The 20,869-nt window shown below is 34.9% G+C and carries 32 protein-coding genes; 14 read left to right on the top strand and 18 right to left on the bottom strand.

Going from position 1 to position 20,869, the window contains the following annotated elements; translation table 11 throughout:
- Positions 1 to 250: 250 nt before the first annotated feature.
- On the bottom strand, positions 251 to 400 hold the full coding sequence (locus tag AC6EIY_RS03600; RefSeq protein WP_498507649.1) for a hypothetical protein: 150 nt from the start codon (positions 398 to 400) through the stop codon (positions 251 to 253).
- 393 nt (positions 401 to 793) lie between these two features.
- Between AC6EIY_RS03600 and AC6EIY_RS03605 the strand changes: the two genes are divergently transcribed.
- Together AC6EIY_RS03605 and AC6EIY_RS03610 are read left to right on the top strand one after the other, a co-directional pair.
- Positions 794 to 937 carry a Photosystem I reaction center subunit IX gene (locus tag AC6EIY_RS03605; RefSeq protein ID WP_413390966.1) on the top strand — a complete coding sequence of 48 codons (144 nt, stop codon included), beginning with the start codon at positions 794 to 796 and terminating at the stop codon, positions 935 to 937.
- A 1,196-nt stretch (positions 938 to 2,133) separates the two neighbouring features.
- A complete protein-coding gene (locus AC6EIY_RS03610) occupies positions 2,134 to 2,415 on the top strand; it encodes a hypothetical protein (RefSeq protein ID WP_498507651.1) in 282 nt (93 codons plus the stop codon).
- 56 nt (positions 2,416 to 2,471) lie between these two features.
- Here the strand turns inward: AC6EIY_RS03610 and AC6EIY_RS03615 are convergent, their stop codons facing one another.
- The 4 genes from AC6EIY_RS03615 to AC6EIY_RS03630 all read right to left on the bottom strand — a co-directional run bounded on the left by AC6EIY_RS03615 (position 2,472) and on the right by AC6EIY_RS03630 (position 7,376).
- Entirely contained in the window at positions 2,472 to 3,995 is a 1,524-nt protein-coding gene (locus tag AC6EIY_RS03615; RefSeq protein ID WP_498507653.1) for a BCCT family transporter, read from the bottom strand.
- An 86-nt stretch (positions 3,996 to 4,081) separates the two neighbouring features.
- Positions 4,082 to 5,266, bottom strand: coding sequence for an FAD-dependent oxidoreductase (locus AC6EIY_RS03620; RefSeq protein WP_498507654.1), 1,185 nt, complete (start codon positions 5,264 to 5,266; stop codon positions 4,082 to 4,084).
- A gap of 2 nt (positions 5,267 to 5,268) precedes the next feature.
- On the bottom strand, positions 5,269 to 6,324 hold the full coding sequence (locus AC6EIY_RS03625; RefSeq protein ID WP_498507655.1) for a Glu/Leu/Phe/Val dehydrogenase dimerization domain-containing protein: 1,056 nt from the start codon (positions 6,322 to 6,324) through the stop codon (positions 5,269 to 5,271).
- 2 nt (positions 6,325 to 6,326) lie between these two features.
- Positions 6,327 to 7,376 (bottom strand): class I SAM-dependent methyltransferase, encoded by a 1,050-nt coding sequence (locus AC6EIY_RS03630; protein WP_498507657.1) that lies wholly within the window; start codon positions 7,374 to 7,376, stop codon positions 6,327 to 6,329.
- Positions 7,377 to 7,907: 531 nt separating this feature from the next.
- Here AC6EIY_RS03630 and AC6EIY_RS03635 point away from each other — a divergent pair.
- The 3 genes from AC6EIY_RS03635 to AC6EIY_RS03645 all read left to right on the top strand — a co-directional run bounded on the left by AC6EIY_RS03635 (position 7,908) and on the right by AC6EIY_RS03645 (position 9,809).
- Positions 7,908 to 8,039, top strand: coding sequence for a hypothetical protein (locus AC6EIY_RS03635; protein WP_498507658.1), 132 nt, complete (start codon positions 7,908 to 7,910; stop codon positions 8,037 to 8,039).
- A gap of 314 nt (positions 8,040 to 8,353) precedes the next feature.
- A complete protein-coding gene (locus AC6EIY_RS03640; RefSeq protein WP_498507659.1) occupies positions 8,354 to 8,569 on the top strand; it encodes a hypothetical protein in 216 nt (71 codons plus the stop codon).
- Positions 8,559 to 9,809 carry a site-specific integrase gene (locus tag AC6EIY_RS03645; RefSeq protein ID WP_498507661.1) on the top strand — a complete coding sequence of 417 codons (1,251 nt, stop codon included), beginning with the start codon at positions 8,559 to 8,561 and terminating at the stop codon, positions 9,807 to 9,809. The genes AC6EIY_RS03640 and AC6EIY_RS03645 overlap by 11 nt, the downstream gene beginning before the upstream one ends.
- Here the strand turns inward: AC6EIY_RS03645 and AC6EIY_RS03650 are convergent.
- From AC6EIY_RS03650 to AC6EIY_RS03665, 4 genes are all read right to left on the bottom strand, one after another.
- Complete coding sequence (locus AC6EIY_RS03650) at positions 9,806 to 9,970, bottom strand: hypothetical protein (RefSeq protein ID WP_498507662.1); 165 nt, start codon at positions 9,968 to 9,970, stop codon at positions 9,806 to 9,808. The genes AC6EIY_RS03645 and AC6EIY_RS03650 overlap by 4 nt on opposite strands.
- Positions 9,971 to 10,172: 202 nt before the next feature.
- Positions 10,173 to 10,343, bottom strand: a complete 171-nt coding sequence (locus AC6EIY_RS03655; protein WP_498507663.1) for a hypothetical protein — start codon at positions 10,341 to 10,343, stop codon at positions 10,173 to 10,175.
- A gap of 80 nt (positions 10,344 to 10,423) precedes the next feature.
- Positions 10,424 to 10,771, bottom strand: a complete 348-nt coding sequence (locus tag AC6EIY_RS03660; RefSeq protein ID WP_498507664.1) for a hypothetical protein — start codon at positions 10,769 to 10,771, stop codon at positions 10,424 to 10,426.
- Between the two features lie 276 nt (positions 10,772 to 11,047).
- On the bottom strand, positions 11,048 to 11,314 hold the full coding sequence (locus AC6EIY_RS03665; RefSeq protein ID WP_498507665.1) for a hypothetical protein: 267 nt from the start codon (positions 11,312 to 11,314) through the stop codon (positions 11,048 to 11,050).
- A gap of 276 nt (positions 11,315 to 11,590) precedes the next feature.
- Between AC6EIY_RS03665 and AC6EIY_RS03670 the strand changes: the two genes are divergently transcribed.
- Positions 11,591 to 11,995, top strand: a complete 405-nt coding sequence (locus tag AC6EIY_RS03670) for a thiol-disulfide oxidoreductase DCC family protein (RefSeq protein ID WP_498507666.1) — start codon at positions 11,591 to 11,593, stop codon at positions 11,993 to 11,995.
- Positions 11,996 to 12,218: 223 nt separating this feature from the next.
- On the opposite strand, the gene AC6EIY_RS03675 is transcribed toward AC6EIY_RS03670, so the two are convergent.
- The 4 genes from AC6EIY_RS03675 to AC6EIY_RS03690 are packed head-to-tail and all read right to left on the bottom strand — an operon-like array spanning position 12,219 to position 12,857.
- Positions 12,219 to 12,365, bottom strand: a complete 147-nt coding sequence (locus AC6EIY_RS03675) for a high light inducible protein (protein ID WP_498507667.1) — start codon at positions 12,363 to 12,365, stop codon at positions 12,219 to 12,221.
- Positions 12,365 to 12,511: a high light inducible protein gene (locus tag AC6EIY_RS03680; protein ID WP_269604620.1), complete on the bottom strand. Its 147-nt coding sequence runs from the start codon at positions 12,509 to 12,511 to the stop codon at positions 12,365 to 12,367. The genes AC6EIY_RS03675 and AC6EIY_RS03680 overlap by 1 nt, the downstream gene beginning before the upstream one ends.
- On the bottom strand, positions 12,511 to 12,630 hold the full coding sequence (locus tag AC6EIY_RS03685) for a high light inducible protein (protein ID WP_011294968.1): 120 nt from the start codon (positions 12,628 to 12,630) through the stop codon (positions 12,511 to 12,513). The genes AC6EIY_RS03680 and AC6EIY_RS03685 overlap by 1 nt, the downstream gene beginning before the upstream one ends.
- 20 nt (positions 12,631 to 12,650) lie before the next feature.
- Positions 12,651 to 12,857: a CAB/ELIP/HLIP family chlorophyll-binding protein gene (locus AC6EIY_RS03690; RefSeq protein WP_498506750.1), complete on the bottom strand. Its 207-nt coding sequence runs from the start codon at positions 12,855 to 12,857 to the stop codon at positions 12,651 to 12,653.
- Between the two features lie 398 nt (positions 12,858 to 13,255).
- Between AC6EIY_RS03690 and AC6EIY_RS03695 the strand changes: the two genes are divergently transcribed.
- The 4 genes from AC6EIY_RS03695 to AC6EIY_RS03710 all read left to right on the top strand — a co-directional run bounded on the left by AC6EIY_RS03695 (position 13,256) and on the right by AC6EIY_RS03710 (position 15,209).
- Complete coding sequence (locus AC6EIY_RS03695) at positions 13,256 to 13,417, top strand: hypothetical protein (RefSeq protein ID WP_498507668.1); 162 nt, start codon at positions 13,256 to 13,258, stop codon at positions 13,415 to 13,417.
- A gap of 623 nt (positions 13,418 to 14,040) precedes the next feature.
- Complete coding sequence (locus tag AC6EIY_RS03700; RefSeq protein WP_498507669.1) at positions 14,041 to 14,226, top strand: hypothetical protein; 186 nt, start codon at positions 14,041 to 14,043, stop codon at positions 14,224 to 14,226.
- A gap of 240 nt (positions 14,227 to 14,466) precedes the next feature.
- A complete protein-coding gene (locus tag AC6EIY_RS03705) occupies positions 14,467 to 14,664 on the top strand; it encodes a hypothetical protein (protein ID WP_498507670.1) in 198 nt (65 codons plus the stop codon).
- 20 nt (positions 14,665 to 14,684) lie between these two features.
- Positions 14,685 to 15,209 carry a PAP/fibrillin family protein gene (locus AC6EIY_RS03710; RefSeq protein ID WP_498507671.1) on the top strand — a complete coding sequence of 175 codons (525 nt, stop codon included), beginning with the start codon at positions 14,685 to 14,687 and terminating at the stop codon, positions 15,207 to 15,209.
- A 584-nt stretch (positions 15,210 to 15,793) separates the two neighbouring features.
- Here the strand turns inward: AC6EIY_RS03710 and AC6EIY_RS03715 are convergent.
- The gene (locus AC6EIY_RS03715; protein ID WP_498507672.1) at positions 15,794 to 16,000 is read right to left on the bottom strand and encodes a hypothetical protein; all 207 of its coding nucleotides are present in this window, start codon (positions 15,998 to 16,000) and stop codon (positions 15,794 to 15,796) included.
- Between the two features lie 207 nt (positions 16,001 to 16,207).
- On the opposite strand from AC6EIY_RS03715, the gene AC6EIY_RS03720 reads away from it, so the two are divergent.
- Complete coding sequence (locus AC6EIY_RS03720; RefSeq protein ID WP_498507673.1) at positions 16,208 to 16,339, top strand: hypothetical protein; 132 nt, start codon at positions 16,208 to 16,210, stop codon at positions 16,337 to 16,339.
- A gap of 625 nt (positions 16,340 to 16,964) precedes the next feature.
- Here AC6EIY_RS03720 and psbZ read toward each other — a convergent pair.
- On the bottom strand, positions 16,965 to 17,177 hold the full coding sequence (gene psbZ, locus AC6EIY_RS03725) for a photosystem II reaction center protein PsbZ (RefSeq protein ID WP_498507674.1): 213 nt from the start codon (positions 17,175 to 17,177) through the stop codon (positions 16,965 to 16,967).
- A gap of 1,043 nt (positions 17,178 to 18,220) precedes the next feature.
- Between psbZ and AC6EIY_RS03730 the strand changes: the two genes are divergently transcribed.
- Positions 18,221 to 18,385 carry a hypothetical protein gene (locus AC6EIY_RS03730; RefSeq protein WP_498507675.1) on the top strand — a complete coding sequence of 55 codons (165 nt, stop codon included), beginning with the start codon at positions 18,221 to 18,223 and terminating at the stop codon, positions 18,383 to 18,385.
- A gap of 141 nt (positions 18,386 to 18,526) precedes the next feature.
- Here the strand turns inward: AC6EIY_RS03730 and AC6EIY_RS03735 are convergent, their stop codons facing one another.
- The 3 genes from AC6EIY_RS03735 to AC6EIY_RS03745 all read right to left on the bottom strand — a co-directional run bounded on the left by AC6EIY_RS03735 (position 18,527) and on the right by AC6EIY_RS03745 (position 20,200).
- Complete coding sequence (locus tag AC6EIY_RS03735; protein WP_498507676.1) at positions 18,527 to 18,652, bottom strand: hypothetical protein; 126 nt, start codon at positions 18,650 to 18,652, stop codon at positions 18,527 to 18,529.
- 1,117 nt (positions 18,653 to 19,769) lie between these two features.
- Positions 19,770 to 20,060, bottom strand: coding sequence for a hypothetical protein (locus tag AC6EIY_RS03740; protein WP_498507677.1), 291 nt, complete (start codon positions 20,058 to 20,060; stop codon positions 19,770 to 19,772).
- A 5-nt stretch (positions 20,061 to 20,065) separates the two neighbouring features.
- Entirely contained in the window at positions 20,066 to 20,200 is a 135-nt protein-coding gene (locus AC6EIY_RS03745; RefSeq protein WP_498507678.1) for a hypothetical protein, read from the bottom strand.
- Positions 20,201 to 20,467: 267 nt separating this feature from the next.
- Here AC6EIY_RS03745 and AC6EIY_RS03750 point away from each other — a divergent pair, with 267 nt between their 5' ends.
- Positions 20,468 to 20,668, top strand: coding sequence for a hypothetical protein (locus AC6EIY_RS03750; RefSeq protein ID WP_498507679.1), 201 nt, complete (start codon positions 20,468 to 20,470; stop codon positions 20,666 to 20,668).
- Positions 20,669 to 20,676: 8 nt separating this feature from the next.
- Positions 20,677 to 20,823, top strand: a complete 147-nt coding sequence (locus AC6EIY_RS03755) for a hypothetical protein (protein ID WP_498507680.1) — start codon at positions 20,677 to 20,679, stop codon at positions 20,821 to 20,823.
- Positions 20,824 to 20,869: the final 46 nt, after the last annotated feature.

Here is a 20,869-nt window from a genome sequence, read left to right on the forward strand (position 1 = left end):
GCTTTTCAACAATACTTGTTAATAGATTTCGCCAGTGTATTTAATGGCCACCTCTACTCAGACACATCAAAAGAAGAAATCATGGTTCGGACTGGGTGAATTTATAGGTGTGATTCTGTTTAATCTCTACGCTCGTTTCTAAGCCATTGGCTACCGCTTAAAAGTAGTAGGTGAAACACTCCACAAATATACGCTTTGCACTACAACAATTATTATTCTCAACTAATTAGATTTTTCAGAGCTGAATTAATTAAATGTTTACGGCATACCACGCAATCATGTTCGCAATTTTATTAGTATGCGGGACTGGAATCATTTTTAAAGCTTCCTCAAGCGAAAAGTCTTTAGCGAATAATCCAATTACAGTTAAGTCTACTGAGTCAGAATTTGACTTAAACACTTACTAAACAAAAATCCAAATATATCAAGCCAAGTAATTGTAATTTGTGCAACAGCTTTGCTTGTCTTGTTGGTATATGGGTTTTAATTTTGGTTTTGATGATGATGACAATGATGGAGATATTATGACTTATTTAAAGTTCCAAAGAACATCTGGATTCATAAGAAAAATTTATTCCACGGTTAGCCCTACCCCGATTTAATCACAAAAGAAGAAGGCATCTTTTAGATTTTTGTGAAATCAATTTAAAAACATCCTCCCCACTAACAAGAAATGACTGCTGCTAAATATAAATCTACAGCTTTAAAAGTTTTGGTTCTTTGGAATTTGCCCGCATTGATTTTAATTGCTGGAGCATCTCAATTTGGTTCATCTGTAATCGTTTAAAAGATTATGAAATCGTTTTTTAAAATATTTCGAACTAAATGGTTCAGATCAGCCCCAGTTGTTGCAACAATTTTTATGTCGATCACAGCTACCAACATCATTGTTTTTAATTACTTTTTTCCAGATCTGTTATTTCATCCAATGTCCTAAAAGTGAATAAGCGTATACAGTTCTTTTTGATTTCAAAGATAACAATATTCACAGCCATTGCTTACTCAGGCGTAATAGCTTAAGGCGAAAGCATCGAAGTTAATCCACATTACAAATACTGAGTTAAGTAACAGAAAAACGTCTACTAATTATCCTTTATCAAAAGAAACATAGTATTCATACAAAAGTTCAGTTCTAAGTTATTCTTCTGTTGATTCTTTTTCTCAAATTCTTTAATTGAACATTGAATCTTAATTGCTTTATGTAATCTAGTCTCTCTGCTCTATCCGCTGGCATTATCCTCGTTGCTTCAACCATTGCGAAAGTTATTTATGCGTTTCTTTTGGCAAAGAACCCATAGTCGAAGCAAGGAATCGTCTTAATACAATGTCGAAACGTTAATCATTTGTGAATCGAGAAAATTACTCAATTTGCCCAGCATGTAAAAAAAGTTGCTTAGTTATTACTAAAGAGGTTTAGAAAAGATTGGAAAGCCCTACTTCAACCGAAATTCAGTTTTAAAGAACTTACTTTTATTTTTGCACCAAGGTAGAACGAGTAACTGGGTTAAAGGCTGTGTTGCGTTCAACAAGCTCAATCTAGATCAGGGGACAGTTGGTGAATCCTGTCGTCTCGTCGCAAAACTTCCTCACTAAGTTTTTGAAACCCTCCTCATCGAGGGTTTCTTTTTCCTACTTATAAGCAACCATTTACCAAGGAAGAAAGAAAGCACTACCTCAACCGAACTTCAGGATTGAATGTTTTTTCTTAGGGTTTATCAAATTGGTAGTTATCGGAATTTCTACTAATCAGAGTCGGGGAGCTGCACTAGGCAGCAGTTCCCTTCCTCGCAAAATCTAGGGAGGAAAGTTAAAGTAAATACATTATTTAAGGGTTAACTCTGCTAGCAACTGCTAGCTCAGGTCAAGAAGTAGAGACCCTCCTCTTAAAAAGTATTCTTTTCCTAGCTCTTTGAGCCATAGACCACCGCAAAACAATTGTGGGACTAACGCCATAAATATCAGCGTTACTTTGTTTACAGCATGAAGATGAGTAGAACTAGAACAGCTAGAAAGAAAATAACTGAGTGATAAATGATTTTTATGTCTAGGCAATTTGTTGATGATTTTGACAAGGCGACAACAGATTCAGCCCCGGGCTCAAGGGGCATAGCAATACTTAACTTTTAAACAATCGTGGGCTGTATTGCAGGAGCCCTCTTTACTTTAGGTACTAGTCTTTTTGGGTTATTAGCTCTTCCTATTTATTCATCTCTTGGGTCAATTGCAAATGAAACTTTTAGGACAAGAAAAGTTGTAGAAGTGAAATTAAAAATAGTGGCAGAACAAGAAAGTTTATTTGAAGTCAGACCACCCAGACCAATCCCAAGAAATACATCAAACGCACCATATCCTCAAGAATCTTTTGACGACGCGCAATGGGAAGATATTTTGGTTATTGGTAATCTAATCAAATAATTAGTCCTCTAAGTGAAGTTTTTTTTGGGTGGTTTTTAAAGCGTTTCACAGATAAATTATAACTCTTTTGTTGTTTTTATTTTTTTCAGATTGTTTTTATAGGCTTTATAAGCCAACAGTGGTGCGGTGTATAAAGTTGTTAATAGAATGGGAGTTACAGGGATTGCTGTTAAAATAATAAAAGACTGTAATGCATCAATACTGGTTTGCCCATCGGAATCTGCTCCAATTCTTAAAAGTGATATTGTCAACAAACCTATTAAGATAGCCCAAAACAACCTTTGTTTCTTGGGAGGGACTTCTTCACCACTTAAGACAATTGCTGCTGCGTAGCTAATCGAATCGGCACTTGTCGACATAAACAAAATAATCAACAGTAGTCCAACGAAAATAAGAAGCTTGGATATTGGCAAATTGTTCAAAATAGCAAAAAATACTGCAGCAGAACCCCCAGCATTAAATTCAGAAGTTATGAGACCGGGATTATCTAACTCTAAATAGATACCATTTCCCCCCAGAATCATGAACCATAAATTTGTTATTAATGGACAAGCAATGGCAACAACTATTACAAGTTCCCTTATACTTCTACCTTTACTTATTCCTGCAGTGAACAAACCCATCAAGGGTGCATAACCTAAAAACCATCCCCAATAAAATATTGTCCACCCTTGAACCCAAGAATCATTTTGGTCAGGAAGCGACATCATAGGAAAGTTTTTAAGATATAAACTCATACTTGAAGCAAAATGTTTAAAAATCCAAAGTGTTGGACCTAATAATGTCAATGAAAGTGCCAAAATTATTGTCAGCCAAATGTTTAATTTTGAGAGGAATTTGATGCCTCTTTGTATACCGCTAACAGTGGAGATAGAGAAAATTATTGTCAAAGAAATTACTATGCCTACCTGTAAAAACAAAGAATCTGAAACCCATGTCAATCGTCCTGCAGCATTACTGAGTTGCAAGCTCAAGAATCCAAGTGGTCCAACAGTACCGGCAATGGCTGCGACAACACATAAGCCATCTGCAAAGTCTCCTATTAAACCGTTGGAGAATTTTTCTGAACTTAAAGGAATTAATAAACTTCTGGGTCTTAGTGAAAAACCTTTTTGAGATAAAAGAGAAAAAGTTATTGCGATTGTTGAACCTACTAAAGCCCAAGCCAGAAAACCCCAGTGTAGAAAGCTTACTGCAAAAGCTTGATCGATTGCAGAATTCGTATTCCCCTCATATTGTGAGAAATATGTTGCGGGTGTCAGGAAGTGAATTAGAGGCTCAGCTGCTGACCAAAAGACACCGCCGCCTGCAAGTAAAGTACAAATTAAAACTGAGCACCATTCAAAAATACCTAATGAGGGTCTAGACTTTTCTCCACCAAGTTTTATTGATCCAAGTGGACTAATTGCTAAACAAATAGCCACTACGAATATACTTACTACCATCCATAACCAGATTCCACCAAGCCTGTTAAGAGCAAATTGCTTAGCAACTTCAGTTATGTTTTTAGCTATGTTTAAGTCTATTTGAGCAAGAATAATAAATATCAGTAAGGGTAAGGCTGCAACAATTAGAGACATATTTTTCTTGAATAACAAAAATATGGCGTTGTTTTGATGATGATTCATTTGTTTAATCAGGAAAAACTAAAGTAAAATCTATTGATTTAATTGATTGTCGAGCGATCTTTACTCCAACAACTAATATCGGCTAAAGGAGGATTTTTGATTGCTAAATTTGCAAGCGATTCACCTATGAGTGGAGCAAACTTGTAAGCCTGTCCAGAACCACCGCTAAAAATACAAATATTCTCAGATAGGCGGTCAAGAATAAAATTTACATCTTTAGTCATAGAATATGGACTCATAAATTTATCAAAACGTTTCTTTATACCCTTTATATTCTCATAAATAAAGTCGTCCAGAAAATTAATGAGTTTATCAGGTGGTATTGATGGAAATGAGTCAGAATCATTCAAAATTAATTCTGGTAATGTCCAATCCAATCCAACTTTTATTAAAGGGGCACCGCCAGGGGTATAACTTAATACTGGAAATCCATAATAAAGGCCACCGTCAACACCTCTAGACTTCTGAAAACAAAACCATTGAGGATAATCTGCAGCATATTTCTCTTCAACTACATAATGCCCCCATAGCATAGGCCATATTTTGTAATTGAGAGAATAACCAAAAGATTTTAATAGTTTATTAGTCCACATGCCAGCTGTAATTATAATTTGATCACATCTTATTGATCTATCTTTAATATTAACTAAAACTCTATTTGGATCTATTGATTCAACTTTAATATTTTCAACTATTTGATGACCATTATTTAAGGCATTTTTCACCCAAAAATCAATTGCATCTTCACAATTAATTGAACCTGCCATGGGTTCAAATAGTCCTGTAAAGTTTTCCTTTGGTTTCAGAGGAAATCTATTATTTATTTTCTTATAATCTAATTCTTCAAAAGGTATATTTTGCTCTTCCATTACTTTTTTTGCTCCTGGGATTGATCCTTCAATTGTTTCTTCATCCCAGCTTTCACCATAAAATAGTAGTCCATGATGAGTCTGTAATTTTTTACCTGAGAGAGATTCATCCTCTCTCCACAATCTGTTCGAGTGCTTTGATAATTGACAAAGTTGCGAATCAGAATACATTTCTCTAAACATTCTAGATCGACCGTAGCTACTAGATTTTTTATGACTAATAGTATTAGCTTCTATAACCAAAACGTCTTCTATTCCGATTTTTGCTAACGCGGAGGCGCAGCTCAAGCCAGCCATGCCGGCACCAATAATGATGATTTGATATTTATCTTTAATAGACATGGGTTCTCTCATCTTCACCTCTTAGAAAAACTTAAGCCAATAGGTTGACTCGATTTCATTTCTATTATTTTTGCAATGATGTTCTCAACAGATAGACCTTTTTCCATAAGGTTCAAAAAAATTGAGGTGTGGTCAAACACACATCCTCTTACAAACTTATATATGTCACTAGGATCAGAGTCATTCCATGAGTCTGGATCAAACAATTCAATAGAATCTGCGATAACAGCACCAGCATTGACTATTGGATCTGGAATTACGACAATATTTTTTTTCCTCAAAATATTTATATTTGAAGGATTTGAAAAAGGTGCATTTGCTGCAGGAATTACTGCACCAGCTCCAAGCGACTTTACAATATTTTCAGTAAGTAAGCCAGATATTGAACAGGGGATCAAAACGTCAAAATTCTCATTCCACCATTCTGAAGATGCATCTAAAGCCAATGCCCCATCAATATGGCTTTTAACTGGATCTATATCAACAGTCAAAACTTTCCATGACATTTTAATCAATAATTCTGCAACAACGCGCCCAACAGCACCACAGCCATGAACCAAAGCTGTTTTCTGTTTTCTCTTTAGAGGTTTTAAACTTTTTTGGTAAGCCTCTAATGCACCAATAACGCCGTATGCAGTTGCTGTACTAGCATCAATATCACTTCCAACAGCAGCCAAAACATGAGGGGTTAGTTGTTGAAGTTGCTCCATATCATTAATGGTCGTATTCAAATCACAACCTGTAATCATTTTTCCATTAAGAGACTCAAGTAATTCAGCAGTAATTGTTATTAATTTTCGTTTTATTGATAAGGGATTATTTGCTCTTGCAACAACTTTGCCGCCAGAGAAACCAGTCGAGTAGATATCGTGTTTATATTTCATAAGATTCGCCAACCTTAATCCGTCATTAATGCATTCTTCATCTGATGGATAACATAACAACCTCAAACCACCATTCGCTGGTTTGTTTTCTTGAATTTTTTCACCCACAATAAAAACTGATAAATCATCTGATTTATGCTCAGCAAGAATACATAGTTCTTTACTTGAAGATATCTTATTGACCATGACTATACCTTCTCTATGACTAGATGATGTTCTACATAATCAAGACTCCAATTCTCTGGATTTTTATGAATTCTTTCTTTAAGTCTTTGATATAAAAGATCAACAGGGTTTAAATCAGAACTATTTATTTTTTTTATTGCAGATTTAAAGCTATGCATACTCCAACTTCTTATTGTCTCCATTAATTGTGTCGAAAATAATTCATCATCTTTGTTTTTTAGCCATCTATCTTTATATGGACAATCAATATAGACGGTTCTCTCTTTTACCAACCTTAATCCAGATTTATACGCACTTGACTCTTTGTTTATCAAAGGCGTAATAAATTCATCTGGTGATTTATAAAAATTCTGAACAGTACCAGCTTCGTATTCCTGAGAATCAATTATTTTTTCTTCCAAAAGTTCATACCATATTTCATGTATTTGATCGTGAACATTTAATGTTTTCCCACCATTATTCCCAAGGTAATTATTATTTGAATCTCTTGATAAATTAACAGCCAAAAATTTTCCACCTTTAATTATCTCATTACTTCTTTGCATCAAAATTAATTCCCAGTCTGCTAAAGCCTGATCACGGAATTTTTTGAAATTTTCATTATCACTACTTGCTTGAATATGAGTGTGATTTTTTAATTCCAAATGTCGACTAAGCCAATGCATCGCTGTAGCTGAGAAACCAAAACTAATACTGCCTGAAGGCGACAATTGATCGTAAAAGCTTCTTGCACAAAGGTATGTATTGATATTTTTATCAATTTCATATTGATAATTTAAAGAATTTACTAATGCTTGATTGTCATTTGTAGGAAGATCATTCCCAATAAGAGTCAATTCCGATCTAGGAAATAAAATTTTAGCTTTTGAAAGGAGCGCACTCCAGAAATCTCTAGCAGTTCCTCCATCTGCAGCACCGTAATCAATAAAAACATGTCGGTCTACCCCTGGAAGGGAGGAAACGCAATCAAGTGCCCAGTCTTTGGCAGCTTCAATACACAACATAGCTCCCTCTGTCTGCTCGCTATAACCCGCAGCCATGGATATGGACATAAAATATAAAGAAAATATAAAGAAAATATAGTGAAACTTTTTTTCGGGTGTGAGTCTTTAGCTTATAAATACCTTTGAAGCTGAATTAAAGAATTCTTGGATAGCTCTCTTAGCCCCCACTAGCCCCTATCTTTAAAGGCTTTTAAAATAAAAATTTGTTTTTCACAGGAGAACTTCAAAGTGATTTTTGAAAGGGTATTTGATAAAAATGATTAATCTAGCTGGTCTTATTTGATATGAGCCAAAAAACGCAAACAAGTTGGAAAGCCCTACTTCAACCGAACTTCAGTTATTAAAAAGCTACTATTAAGATTATTTTATCAAGAGCGAGTAACTGGGTTCAAGGCTGTGTTGCGTTCAAGCTCTAGAAAGAGAAGGGGACAGTCGCCGAAATCCTGTCCCTTAGCTCTACATCTTAAAAAAAAGTAGGTCTGAACTTTTTTAAGAATCCGAAGGGGTGGAATATTCAATCCCCTTCATTAAATTCCTCACACAACTTTAGTTAACCCTCCGCTGAGAGGGTTTTCTTATATGAATTTAACTAATAAAGAAGCATTTGATAAGAAAGCTTTTGAAAAGATAGCTTTTAAGTTTTTTCCTTATCTCATTGTGGGAAAAATTTTATTTGCCGCTTGGTTTATTCGTTACTTGGTGCAACATTAAAATTTGCTCAGTTGGAATGGGGAGCTAAAAGCCAGTGAAGGAAAAAACTTTAAACATGCTAGCTCCCCATATCATTCCCAATACAAAAAAGACAGACTGGGAAACCTGTCTCTAAATGATCGGGGCAATAGGATTTGAACCTGCGACCTAGTGCCCACAGCCTTGGTAGCAATTTAGTGAGAACAGTAATATATAGGCTATAACTCCAATCATAGTCTGTCTACTAATGCTTGAGACTGTAAACTTACAACCACTAAAGGTTGCTTTTACACTCAAGTGAGTGTAGAAATGAGGGATAAGAAACCTAGTGCTCTATGGATAAATGGAAACCCACTCAAGAACAACAGTCGGGCCCAATTACCAGAACATTTGATTTTTTCACTGATGAGCTAAACGACCTTCAAGAAGAATTGAATTGTCCTGATGATTTTATTTATAACTTCTTAGAGGTAGTCAGGAATCAATGGTCTCCTGATAGTTGTCACTCAAAAGCAAGACAGCATAAAAGGGATAATCCTGATGCCTACTAAAAAAGTTCAACCAAGTTGGGTAAAAGATTTTAGGAAAGCAGTTAAAGCTTCTACCCCTAAAGGTTGGCTTGTGATGCCAGGAAGAAAGGAAAGCATGAGGGTACAGGTTTGGAAGGATAAAAAGATTATTGGTGATGTAACTATCCCTTATGCCTGGAAAGAATCGTATTGGCCTGATGCACTTTTAAGAATTAGATCAGCCGCAAAAGCTTATGAAGAGTCAAATCAAAGATTAGAAATAAAAGCTTGCTTCAATATTGCTCATACACTTTCAAGCGAAACCAAAATCAACTGGGAACAATCAATCGAGGATTACAGAGAATTTAAAAAAGATCTTGTAAAAGATTCAACATGGCGTAGCAAATATCACCCTGTCTTTAAGAACGTACTTAAGGCAACTGGAAAAGGTTCACGAACACCTTTAAATGGTCCGGCACTTTGCAAAGTTGCATTAAAGCAATGGCAACAAGGAACACCCCAAAGAAGACACATGCGTCTAGCCTTGTTTGGGTTTCTGCGATTTTGTGTTCAGGAGAAGCAGTTCGAGTCCACATGGTTACCGCCAGCCGTAACAGATAAAGATTTAGTCACTACTAAAAAGCGGATAGGTTATCCATTAACTGATTCTCAAATTCTCAGATTGATTGATTCTTTTCCAAAGGATGAATCAGGCAATAAATGGCGATTTGGTTTTCAGTGCATGGCAGTTTATGGGTTAAGACCAGAAGACCTCCGATACATTCATACACGCAACGGTGGTCAAGAAATTTGGACTAATTACGAAAAAAGTAAAGGTGGTAAGAAAAGAGAAAAGACAGAACCTAGACGCTTATATCCCTTGCTTGTCCACGATGTTGACGGACCTATTAGTTGGCATCTAAAAGAACAACTTTATGTGTGTGAAAAAGAGGGTAGAAACCTTTTACCATCGCTAGGGAAAGCAGGAGAGGCAGGCGATAGATGCAAGAATTATTTAGCGCGACGAAAAGTATGGGAAGCAATTAAACAAGAAGTTGCAATAGAAAAGCAGGAATTAACACCATATTCTTTCAGGCATCGATACGCCTATTACGGTCACAATCGACCAAAAGCAGATGGAAGTTATAGAGCACCTAAACAAGTTGCTGATGCGATGGGCCACACGTTAGATACTCACCTATTGAGCTATACCAGATTCCAGACAAAAGACCTTGCTAGTGCTTTTGATGAAACCTCACTCTTAGTAAAAGTTGCTGCCTAAGTAATCCTTCTATTGATTCGTTTTCGTAGAGCTTTTAATTGATAATTAAATCTCATTTGTTTTATATGTTGTAGCTTTTCAGCCATATCGACGGGCATTCTTCTTGCTGCCTTTACCAACTCGAAAGCATAGCGATGAGTGTCTTTTGTATATGAATCCATGGTCGAAGCAATGAATCATTCTAATACAATGGCGAATCGATAATCGTTTGTCTATGTACAAAATAAATTTGAGTATTAGTGACCAGTGCGAACCTTTATCTTATGTAATTAGTGCTCAGATATTTCTACCAAAAAATTCTAAGAGCAATACCTTGTATAAAAGTAAACTTGCTCTTGATCTCAAATTATTTTTTTCAGATTTTTAACGAGCTTCTGGGAAATCTTCATAACGCCTCCCTTGTAGGCTTGTTTCAACGGTATGGAAAATGCATCGCAAGCCATCATCGCCTATAGAACATGCGGTGTAAATTCGAGCTATCGCCTCCTTGCCTACGACAATAAAACGTGTGGGGAAGGGGTCTCTGACGGACATAACTTGCACCTCCGTGATGATGACTAGAAGTTACCACTAAAACTTTTTTTTTGATTAATTGATAAAGAGAGGTTAAGTACCTACAAACTCGAAGCTCCCCATTCGCAAGAAAGATCACATTCGGTCAAATGTGTTTTTTCCAGACGATGCAATATTCTTGCCATATCAATAGAAGATAGACTTCCGTCTTTATTCCATTTAAGAGTTGTTTTACGTTGAGATGAGATCTTTTCGTTCTTTTTTCCAGAAGGAAGAAATTTATTAGTTTTGTTTTCGATAAAGTCTAAAAACGATTTTGCACTGTGAAGATTACCTGTATAAGTGCATTGATTCACAGAACAAGCTCTAAAAATTCTTCCAGTCAAGCCCTCCAAGCAAAGAATTGATCCACCCTGAGGTGTTATGTGGAATGGTTTTCTAAGGGGCATCGCAAATGCTCCATTTCTAGAAGGATGATTATTTTTGTATCAACGGCTACAGAACATCAATGAGTCTTAATGCCTAAAAACCAAGGCTCTTTAACTACGTCTCGACCCAAATCCCTTTTATATCAGTTAATTAGGGCTTATTAATGAATCAATAATTAATCTGCAGACCTTTCAATCGTTAAGGGTCCGTTCAGAACAAGCACACAAAGAAAGCAATAAAAAAAGGGGAGCTAATTGCTCCCCTAATAATTGTCTCTCATCCACTGACTGTATTTACTAAGCAGTCACTTTCTCTTTCTCCCTTTTGGCTGGAGCAAGAGCTTTGATCTCTTCTTGTAGTTCGTGCTCACGCTCATCAAGAACTTTGACTCGAGCTTGATAACTCTCCTCGAGTCTCTTACGAGAAGCCTCGATGTTTTCGAGTTCTTCTTCTCTTTTGTTACGCCTGATTTCTTCTAACTCACTATTAGAGACAACATAAACTTTTCTCATGGGAGCGAAGAAAGAATCAGAAAATACTGCATCAAATAAAGAGGAATACATAACATTCATTTCAAAGTACAAATCTACTTTGACTCGACTTATTGGAATTTAAAATGTTGCAAACCGAAGAATCAGATACAGCCTCCACACCCTAGATCGGTTGCTACTACTTTAAGTTTCGTAGGAACTTATAAGTGCTAAAGAAATACAATAATTTTCTTTTTGCATTTAATCAAGTAGAAAAATAGATATTGCCAAAGTGTTTCTACAAACGATTCTTGAACCCCATTTGTCGCATTAATTGGATAAGTTGTATTTAAGAAATCTGATTTAACTTTGACTAAAGCGAAGCTCACATTACTTTTTGATGGTGGTTGCCCTCTTTGCTTAAGAGAGGTCAAATTCCTAAGCTCTAGAGATACACTTAAAAATATTAGCTTTGTAGATATTGATTCATCAGATTATGAGCCAGATCTTCATTCAGGAATAAGTTACAAAGATGCAATGGGTCGAATTCATGCAATTAATGAATCAGGTGAAATTCTTAGAGATGTCACTGTTTTCAGAGAAGCATATCGATTAGTTGGACTGGGGTGGATATACGCTCCAACAAGATGGCCGGTATTAGGTCAATTGATAAATCAAGTTTATAAAGTATGGGCACAATGGCGTCTACCTCTGACTAGACGTCCATCTCTAGAGCAACTTTGTAAAGAAAAAGAATTTTGCAAAAGGAATTAGTCGAATATCTACAGTTCCTCATGGGGATCAACCTCAAAAACATAAAAAAAGCTCCAACCTAATGACAGAGAAGGAGCCTTTATATTTGATTTAAAAATCAGATTCAAACAATTTCCGGAATGATCCAGCCTGTTATACCGTAGTTAATGATTGCTGAAAAGAAATTCATCATCGCAAGTTGAACATTAGCTCTGCTGTTTTCCAGTAGTTCGCTTCTTTTTTATCACACAAATCCCGGAATGATTTGACCGGTAGTTAGGTATGCGCCAATGAGAGCTAAACAGCCAACAGAAGCAGCTAGACCATTGAGTCGTTCAGCAAACACTTTACCTTCTTCAACTCTTGATGTTTCGGTGGTTTGGTGCTTCATTACACGAAACCTGGAATGATTTGACCTGTTGTGGCATAAGCACCGACAAGAGCAATGCATCCAAATAATGCTGCATAGCCATTAAGCCTTTCTGCTGTTACCTTTTCAGGGTCAATATTTCTGTTGTTGTTATTTTGAGTAGTCATTAAACGACACCTGGAATAAGTTGACCGGTTGTTAGGTAAATACCTGTTAGTAGAACGAATGCCATCATGGCTGGTCTACCGATGCTTCTTTCTAGAATTGTTTTGTTAGATGGTTGCATTGTTATGAGTAGTTATTGGTTTAGAAAATTCCAGGAATGATTTGACCTGTTGTGAAATAAGCACCTAAAAGACTGATCATCCCGATCATTGCCCAACGGCCATTTGTCTTTTCTGCTTCTTCTGGGTAGCTGGTGTAATCCTCTACAAGTTGAGGCTGTGTTTCACGAGCAAAGATGTTTTGCTTGCCATACTCAGTGATTACCTGAGATGAAGATGAAGATGTCATTACTGGAATTGCGTTGATGTGAAGTAATGTAAAGTATGAATTTTCTAAGGGGTAGATACGGTCAGGTACGGCTTCTTCTAATACTTAATAGCTTTAAACCTCAAACACTAAATACAGCAACCAGTTAGAGAGATGTTTTTTCAATGATTAGATCTATTGATGACTCTAATAAGTACAAATAGCCCGAACTGGTTAGCCCTACTTCAACCGTCCTAAGAAACTCTAGACCTCTTTTTTATATTCAGTGAGTCTTCTGACCTAACCCAAAAAAACTCTTAGTCATGCTTGCATTCAACAAAATCACTGCTGCAAAACTAATTGTTCTCTGGAATATTCCTGCACTTCTTTTCTTATTTGGTGCTTTTGAAGTTGGTACTACCGTATTTACTTGACTAAAAATGACATCATCTAAAAGCCCTAAAAAATGGTCCGAGTGGAACAACACCAATCATTTCACTGATTATTTAAGAGACTCAGGTATTGGCAAGTTTGTTCGCTTTACGATTGCTGTATTGCTTTTCGTTCCTGTTGGCTTCCTTGCTTGTATGACTACTATTTAATAACCAGTTATTTCAACGAAAGATATTAGAAATAACAAAAGATTCGGAAAGATGTTTACCTACACTATAGCTGCGAAATTATCAATCTTTTTTGTATTACTTATTTATATTATGAGGATTTAGATTATGACAATACTAGAAAAGTAAAAGCCGCGGAAGAGTGGGATTAAAAAATTAAAGCCAAATATCGACGACTGGGGGAGAAAATAATGATTGCTTAATTCAATTTCAAAAGCTTGATATCGCATAAACCGAATGGGAGCTGATTTGCAAAAAAAAAAGCAGGCGCAGATAGATCTACTCACTGAATCTATTACTTCTTCATCACGAATGGACAGATGGATTTCGAGTATTAAAGCAATTTTTAAATAATTCCAACATATCAAGTCATTGATTTTTAGCAATTTTCAATACCATACGATTTACTTATATTGAAAAGGCTTCTGAGCTGGAAAATTTAAAATACAATGAAAACATTGTTTAACTTTGCTCTGCCATAGAAATTTGAAAAATCGAATCAAAGCTGACTATAAAAAGGATTCCAAAAAACATTACTTGATAAAGAGTTAACACAATGACAGAACATAAATTTCATTAGGCAGATTTGATGCTCAAGTATTGTAGTGCAACTACTACTTTTATTAGGGGTTTCTACACGTCTAAAGGACCATACAAATGCTTTAGAACTTTGTTGTTCTACAGGAGAATTTATGAAATTGTTTACTCCTTTTAGCATTCCAAAACCAGAGATGAATGAGCTTTGTCGCATTCAAAAAGCAGCAAAGAAAAAAACAATCAAACATTTTTAGATACTTAAGCTATCACAATGAAATCACCAAATTTCTACCTTTCATTTTTTAGTCGTAGACCACTAGAAATGAGTTTATTTTTTATTTACAGCGGAGCTCTAGCTTGTTTCGTTACCTCAATTGGTCACTACTAAAAAATTCCATGCACTCCTCAAACGATTTATTTAACCAGCCTTTAGCAATGACTTTATCTTTTATTGTTTGTACTTTTTTAGCTGACTCTCTTATTGGTAGCTTTGTATGAACATTCCAACTATTAGCTTAAAAAGAACTCTTGAAGTAACAATGAATGATACCGAAATGAGGCTAAATGAACTAGATGGGCTTGATAAAAAATCTCTAAGAGAAGAGTATAAAGAATGGATTCAAGCAAGTGAGGGGAATAAAGACCAGCCACACGTTCTTTATGCCAATCAAATCAATATTGAACAGCTCTAGACTTTAAACCAATATTTATTATGAATACAATATCAAAATTGGTAGAAGTTCTTGAAAACACACCTAAATCAAATCAAATCGTAGATCTTATTGAACTAGCTGAAAGCGAATCCTCTGTAGACATATCAAAGCAAATTAATCTACTCACAGGTGTATGGGAACTCAAATGGAGTAATTCTAACTCTCCTTTTTTAAATTATTCACCACTACTAGATAACTTACAGATTCTTGAGCCAGAGAAAAATAGAGGAATAAATTTATTAAGAACCAAAGTTTTTGTAGGAAAACTATTTTCTACTATTATTCTTGCGAGCTTAGAAATTGTTGATCAGAAACGCATAAACGTTAGCTTTAAAAAAGCAGGAATAACAGGTCCAAAGTTTCTAGGTAAAAAGATTAGCTTCTTATCAGAAATAAAAAAGACTCAAAAAGGTTGGCTAGATACAACTGTATTAACTCCCGACTTACGTATATGCAAAGGTTACAAGGGTACAACTTTTGCTTTGTTGAAAAGAAATGATTTATCACTTAGTGAGTTTTTTTAATCATTAGCCTCTGTCGTGTTAAGCGTAAAAATTTGTGGTGCAAGCCTCAATCAAAAAGTATGCAGATTTTTTAGAACGTATCAGTCAACTTTACTATCATTATGACTTCAATTCCTACTTATAATTTTCCTTCATTCTTGCCAATCCTCGTTGTAGGTTTTTAGGGATCGCTGTCTCTCTTTACACACTTTATACAGTCAAAAAGGCTTATTACAACTCACCTTTTCGAGGTGAAGCATGACTTGTTTAATAGAGTCACTTTGGAGGAAGTATTAGAGGAAGACCTAACTTTAATTACAACGAGTATTCAAATCTTCTAGAGGACTCTGATTGGTTAAAAACCAATCGACTAAGTTCGTACTTACTTTTTATAAAAAAACAACTGGAAAAATAGTTAAAAGGTAAATATTTTTAGATATTCTTCATCGACTGTGGTTGTTTATAAATTCTTATTATCTATTGTAGTACTCAAAACTATGCCATTAGATATATATCAAAGGATTTTGATTAAGCAAAACATATAGCTACAACTAGCGTTAAACTGATATCTAGTAAAAGGTTCTAATAAAAATTCCTACTGACAATTAAGCTCTCGGATGTAAATCTGGGTACCTTGTCGTTTCATCTTTTACTCTGTTTGGATTTTCACGATCAGAGTTTCTAGCTGCATTAAAAATTATTAGGAATGGAATAGCTATTGCAAAGAAATAAAAATGCAATAAAAGAAGGTCCCAAGGAACTCCTGAACTTCCATAATCGGGGAAAAACAAGGCAGTCGATAACAGGCTCATATGAAGGAAAACTATATTTTTATAGATTAAAAGGATTATGAACAATTCGTGGGATATTTTCCTTATGAGTCCTACAGAATTGAGAAGGCGTTGGATAATTAGAAAACCAGACTAATTAGCCAAAAAGAATTACTACTCACTTATTTTCTTTTAATAGACAAATGCTACTGTGTGTCCAATATGTATATACAGATCCTTATTTCGACTATGGATTCTCACAAAGAAAATCATAAATATGCTTTCGAGCTAGTAAAGGCTTCAAGAAAAATGCCAGTCGATCATGCAGAAAAGCAACCTCATATTCAAGAAAAGAGAAATGACTATATACGAAATCTTTGAGACTAAGAACTAATAAAAAGTTTAGATTGAGAGGCTTAAATTTAAAATTTGTTCTCAACTTAGTTTTTTAAATAATAATATTTTGGATTATTATTTAAGTCTCTCCACAGGCATGCCATTACATATAAAAAAGCAGCAGAAGCAATTAGAAAAAATATTGAAGTCATAATAATCCCAAACTCCCAGAACTAAAACCAACTGCACAGAAAAAAACAAATTCAAGTAAATCTCTACTTGCTGTTTGGATTGAATTTAGTGCGACGTTAATACGTTGAACCATTTAACCTTGTATTAGCACAATAATCTAGAAGAAAAAACTTTAGGTCGTACCATCTTAAATGTAGGGTTTACGTGTATTAGTTAGACTTATAAGTAAGATTCTTTAAGTTTCATAGAATTACCATATTTAGTTATGTAGCAAAAAGGTTATGCTTAAACATGACCTAGCCAAGATTACTTAGGTAATGAAATTGATATGGAAGAGTGCTAGCGATACTAAACACTATCAAGAACATTCCTGTTTTATCTAAACGCTTCATATCTATTGTTTTTTTGTATTTTAAAATTTAAAAATAAGAACTGTGATGTTCTAGGAAACTATTTTTTGTATAAATTGATTGTGAAGCTAACCAGCAAAACCTTGAACGATTCCTCCTGCCAATCCATTCAGTAATACCAATACGAACCACACACCGCCAAGAGCTTCTATTTTTCTTATATTTGAATTTCTATTATCCTCTGGACTATCTTGAGTCATGTAAAAGACTGGAACACCTACAACTAGAAGTAAAGATGAGAACAAAAGTGCATTAGCGAGAATGCCTGCAAGGATGGACATTTTTCAATCATATAAAGGTTATTTTGGAAGCCGAAGTAATTTTATTTCTAGCACGAAGAATGACCCAATGAAAACCATACGGGATGAACACATAATCACATTAATGACATAGCGACTAAATTTGATGAGTTTGATTTAATGATTATCAAATAAATACTAAATCTATCCCACTAACCAAAAATAAAAACTAGATAGAGCTCAACAACTCAACTATTTACTTATTTACTTATTTACTTATTTACTTATTTACTTATTTACTTATTTACTTATTTACTTATTTACTTATTTTATTTCAAAAATTACTCCGTTGCAGTTTAAGCCGCTGCACTGAAGCTTGAACAAGAGAGATAAAATGAAATGATGAAAACTTGGGATAGCTTTATCTAAACAAATAAAGAATATCAACATAGACACCATAGTCATTGATAGATATTGCATCCAATGGATCCCAATAGCATCTAAACCATCATTGTTAAATTGTTTTATTTCCATTGTTTTTTATCTGACCCTAACCCAAGATCAATTAAGCAGTGGCTTTGGTTAAGAGTAATTTTAAATAAAACTTATTTAGTGGATCTTTCAAAGCAAGCATTTTTCCATAAAATTCTTCACAATTCTGAATAAAAGGCTTGAAGGGATCATATCCATTGTTAAGTCCTATGCTATTACTGAAGTTCCGTTTCATAAGCACCCGCCAAAAGAAGTAAGGCTGAAAGATTCCTAAGAACCAGAACGTTGTAAAGCAGTTGATTTATAAGTTGCAACGTCATGTTTAATTAGAGGCTGAGTGGTTTTTCAGTAAAACGATTATTTGAGACACATGTTAGACATAAGAAACTAGCAGTGAAGACGTTGTTTGGTTTAGGTAGTCTAACCAGTCTAGTGGTGAGGGAATAATAGCTGAGGACTATCTAAGAAACCGTACTTGAAGTTCATTCCAGTTGTTTTGCTTGGCTTGCTAAATTAAGTAGACGTTCGCTCCATCTTTATGGGGTGCAAGAAATGGAAGTATGGAACGGGATTTCCAGTAATCGAAAAAGGTCATGAACGGTTTAGTTCTAACTAAAAAGCGAATCAAAAAAGCAGAAAGGCTTCATGCTGCTCAACTTGCAACTTTTAAAAAAGGAGTATTTACTTCTTACAAACCTTCTGTTTTTGAGGATAGACAAAAGAAAGCTAGTGAAGAAGTATCAGCGATGGGTACTTAACTCGGAATCCTTTGCTAATAGGTTAAAGCCAGGGAGCGATTAGCTCCCTTTTTTTCTAAAAATTAAAAAAAGTTGGCTTATTGATTTTCCTAACACGAAATTAGACTTTTTGCTTTAACTGAATTAAAGGAGGTCATTAATTCAAGAAAGTTTTTGGATAGCCTTAGCAGATTTTTTTAAAATTTTCAAAGCCTCTTTTCTTGAGATGCAAGCATCTGCTTTAGCTTGAAGTTTTAGAAGTTTGGCGTGTTGTTTTTCTGAATTCATACAACACCCGGAAAAATATGACCTGTCACGAAGTAGCTAGCTGTCATAAAAATGAAGGCTATCATTGAAGTTCTGCCAATAAGATTCATCGTTGAAGGTAAAAAAAATTAGAGGACAAGCTAACAAATTTAATGTTTAACTGAGGGAAGATAAATTGTAAAGCTCTTTATCATGTATATTTTGAGCTTTGCATTAGAAAACCCCCTTTTATAAGGGGGTTTCAAACTTTAATAGTTACTTAAAGCTCCCAATTAGGAGTCTCGAAGTGGTTTGGTTAAGCCCGGTATATAGTAGGAAATGCAGGGCTTAAGTTTGTTTATCAAAGAAAGCGGAGGACTACCTTTAATAAATTTGCGAGCAAAGGGACAGGATTTCACCAACTGTCCCCCCCTCTGACTAGAGCTTGAACGCAACGTGTCTTTAGTAGAAGTTACTCGCTCTTGTGTTAGATAAATATAAAAAGATTTCTTTAACACTAATGTTCGGTTGAGGTAGGGCTTTCCTACTCCCTCCAAACTAATAAGAGGAGTGGACCAAAGGTTTAGCAAGGAGGCTTATGAAATTATTTACTCCTTTCACCATTCCTCAAAAAGACAATTGCGATCTCTAGAGGATTGAAAAGAATAACCAAAAAGTAGTTGAGAATCCATTCATAGATCGATTATTTAAAAACCTCTACAAGCAAAGATTCGATTTCGTATTCGACTAACAGCGTTCTTCAGTTGAAAGGCTAAACTCAAACTATCAAGTAAAGACTTAGCTCTGCTTGCAACTACTAGCTCAGGCTAAGCATAAGAAGGCCTCCCCTATAGGGAGGTTTTCATTTTGTTTATTGCTGAATATTTAATCGACTCAACACCAAAAACCCACAAAGATCAATTATTAAAAGAAAACACTAGTAGTACGATCAGTAGATAATCGTTCATGATTATTTCTCTCTATTTTTTCTGATCAAAGGGTTCTTTGGAAAGAAAAAAGTTACTAAACGACCAAAGGAAAAGCTTCCTAACAAAATGAATCAACAACCACCAACATAAATAAGTAGGTTTACTTTAGTAGAGGTAGCAAGAATCGGAATCATGGCAACAGCATTTCAAATAACCAAGGTAAAGTTCACTCAGTTCGTATTCAAAAAACAAAAGTCAAAAAGAAAAATTTTAAAATTTGTTGGATAGTTATTCCAAGCCAATTCTCTCATTTCATCTAATTCGTCTTCCGTCATTCTTTTCATATTTGCGTAGACGTAAAGAGCATCATCAATTTCACTAGGTACATTTTCTTTAAGAGAAAATGTACCATCAGTTTTAATAGGGACAAAAGCTTCTTGATAAGTGTTAAAGAAATCGATCTTTTGAATATCCGTTTTAAATTTTTTTGCTAATTTGCCGAACTTTGATTTGTTATTCAAGTCGATCACTTAATAGGAGTATGAGAAAGAATCAAATGAAGCTCTAATGGGGTTAAATCAGTATTTTCTATTCCCCATAGTTCTCCTTTATCTGAAGCTTCAACAATTGATTCATAAAAATCAGCAGAGAATTTTGGCATTGTTGGATTGAAAAATGCAGTTGATTAGGTGAATAATGTTTAGAGAGAAAAGGAGAATGCTAAGCAGTACAACTTCCTTAACTCTGATTGATTCATTATGGTGGACAATTTTGACAAATATAACTCGGAGCTTTTTATATGAATAGTTCGGTCGAGGTAGGGCTAACTAGTTACGGTTTACTTTTTAGGATCATTACTTGATGAAATAATTTTTAAAGTCACAGTAAGAAAATTCTCCTTTTAATATCGTTTTTTTAACAGATAAGCATGGGAGAAGCCAAAAGAAGAAGAGAACTCGGATTACCTCCAAAGTCAAAAAAAGAGAAGAAAGCAAAGACCAACCAAAAACAGTTCTCATGGTCACAATTCTCAATTAACAAACTAAAGAATCAGTACCCGGCGGCACCTTTTGTGACTACTGCTTTGGTTTTAATAGCATTACAATGGGGGTTCTCGCTAAATAGCTGAATACCTAAATGGAATTCTTTGATGAGTTCGAAATAATTGGTGGAATCATACCTAATTTGATTGGGTTAGCGGTTTTCTGCTGTGTGATTATTTATTTTAATCAAACCAGAAAAGCAAAAGTCAGAAGAGGAGAGAAAGTACCTCTTCATCAATAAATGATTCTCTTTGCTAATGCTCAAATTATTGGCGGAATCGTTCCAT

The sequence above is a fragment of the Prochlorococcus sp. MIT2304 genome, from assembly GCF_059772405.1.

Bases quoted from the DNA above. Each gene is read 5' to 3' on its own strand.
- AC6EIY_RS03660 (WP_498507664.1), bottom strand. From the start codon at position 10,771: ATGCCCCTTAGAAAACCATTCCACATAACACCTCAGGGTGGATCAATT.
- AC6EIY_RS03705 (WP_498507670.1), top strand. From the start codon at position 14,467: ATGAACATTCCAACTATTAGCTTAAAAAGAACTCTTGAAGTAACAATG.
- AC6EIY_RS03645 (WP_498507661.1), top strand. From the start codon at position 8,559: ATGCCTACTAAAAAAGTTCAACCAAGTTGGGTAAAAGATTTTAGGAAA.
- AC6EIY_RS03615 (WP_498507653.1), bottom strand. From the start codon at position 3,995: ATGTCTCTAATTGTTGCAGCCTTACCCTTACTGATATTTATTATTCTT.
- AC6EIY_RS03675 (WP_498507667.1), bottom strand. From the start codon at position 12,365: ATGAAGCACCAAACCACCGAAACATCAAGAGTTGAAGAAGGTAAAGTG.
- AC6EIY_RS03715 (WP_498507672.1), bottom strand. From the start codon at position 16,000: ATGAGCCTGTTATCGACTGCCTTGTTTTTCCCCGATTATGGAAGTTCA.
- AC6EIY_RS03620 (WP_498507654.1), bottom strand. From the start codon at position 5,266: ATGAGAGAACCCATGTCTATTAAAGATAAATATCAAATCATCATTATT.
- AC6EIY_RS03630 (WP_498507657.1), bottom strand. From the start codon at position 7,376: ATGTCCATATCCATGGCTGCGGGTTATAGCGAGCAGACAGAGGGAGCT.
- psbZ (WP_498507674.1), bottom strand. From the start codon at position 17,177: ATGTCCATCCTTGCAGGCATTCTCGCTAATGCACTTTTGTTCTCATCT.
- AC6EIY_RS03755 (WP_498507680.1), top strand. From the start codon at position 20,677: ATGGAATTCTTTGATGAGTTCGAAATAATTGGTGGAATCATACCTAAT.
- AC6EIY_RS03690 (WP_498506750.1), bottom strand. From the start codon at position 12,857: ATGACATCTTCATCTTCATCTCAGGTAATCACTGAGTATGGCAAGCAA.
- AC6EIY_RS03635 (WP_498507658.1), top strand. From the start codon at position 7,908: ATGAATTTAACTAATAAAGAAGCATTTGATAAGAAAGCTTTTGAAAAG.
- AC6EIY_RS03680 (WP_269604620.1), bottom strand. From the start codon at position 12,511: ATGACTACTCAAAATAACAACAACAGAAATATTGACCCTGAAAAGGTA.
- AC6EIY_RS03605 (WP_413390966.1), top strand. From the start codon at position 794: ATGAAATCGTTTTTTAAAATATTTCGAACTAAATGGTTCAGATCAGCC.
- AC6EIY_RS03745 (WP_498507678.1), bottom strand. From the start codon at position 20,200: ATGCCAAAATTCTCTGCTGATTTTTATGAATCAATTGTTGAAGCTTCA.
- AC6EIY_RS03735 (WP_498507676.1), bottom strand. From the start codon at position 18,652: ATGAATTCAGAAAAACAACACGCCAAACTTCTAAAACTTCAAGCTAAA.
- AC6EIY_RS03640 (WP_498507659.1), top strand. From the start codon at position 8,354: ATGGATAAATGGAAACCCACTCAAGAACAACAGTCGGGCCCAATTACC.
- AC6EIY_RS03625 (WP_498507655.1), bottom strand. From the start codon at position 6,324: ATGGTCAATAAGATATCTTCAAGTAAAGAACTATGTATTCTTGCTGAG.
- AC6EIY_RS03710 (WP_498507671.1), top strand. From the start codon at position 14,685: ATGAATACAATATCAAAATTGGTAGAAGTTCTTGAAAACACACCTAAA.
- AC6EIY_RS03750 (WP_498507679.1), top strand. From the start codon at position 20,468: ATGGGAGAAGCCAAAAGAAGAAGAGAACTCGGATTACCTCCAAAGTCA.
- AC6EIY_RS03665 (WP_498507665.1), bottom strand. From the start codon at position 11,314: ATGTATTCCTCTTTATTTGATGCAGTATTTTCTGATTCTTTCTTCGCT.
- AC6EIY_RS03650 (WP_498507662.1), bottom strand. From the start codon at position 9,970: ATGGATTCATATACAAAAGACACTCATCGCTATGCTTTCGAGTTGGTA.
- AC6EIY_RS03695 (WP_498507668.1), top strand. From the start codon at position 13,256: ATGACATCATCTAAAAGCCCTAAAAAATGGTCCGAGTGGAACAACACC.
- AC6EIY_RS03655 (WP_498507663.1), bottom strand. From the start codon at position 10,343: ATGTCCGTCAGAGACCCCTTCCCCACACGTTTTATTGTCGTAGGCAAG.
- AC6EIY_RS03730 (WP_498507675.1), top strand. From the start codon at position 18,221: ATGAACGGTTTAGTTCTAACTAAAAAGCGAATCAAAAAAGCAGAAAGG.
- AC6EIY_RS03720 (WP_498507673.1), top strand. From the start codon at position 16,208: ATGGATTCTCACAAAGAAAATCATAAATATGCTTTCGAGCTAGTAAAG.
- AC6EIY_RS03685 (WP_011294968.1), bottom strand. From the start codon at position 12,630: ATGCAACCATCTAACAAAACAATTCTAGAAAGAAGCATCGGTAGACCA.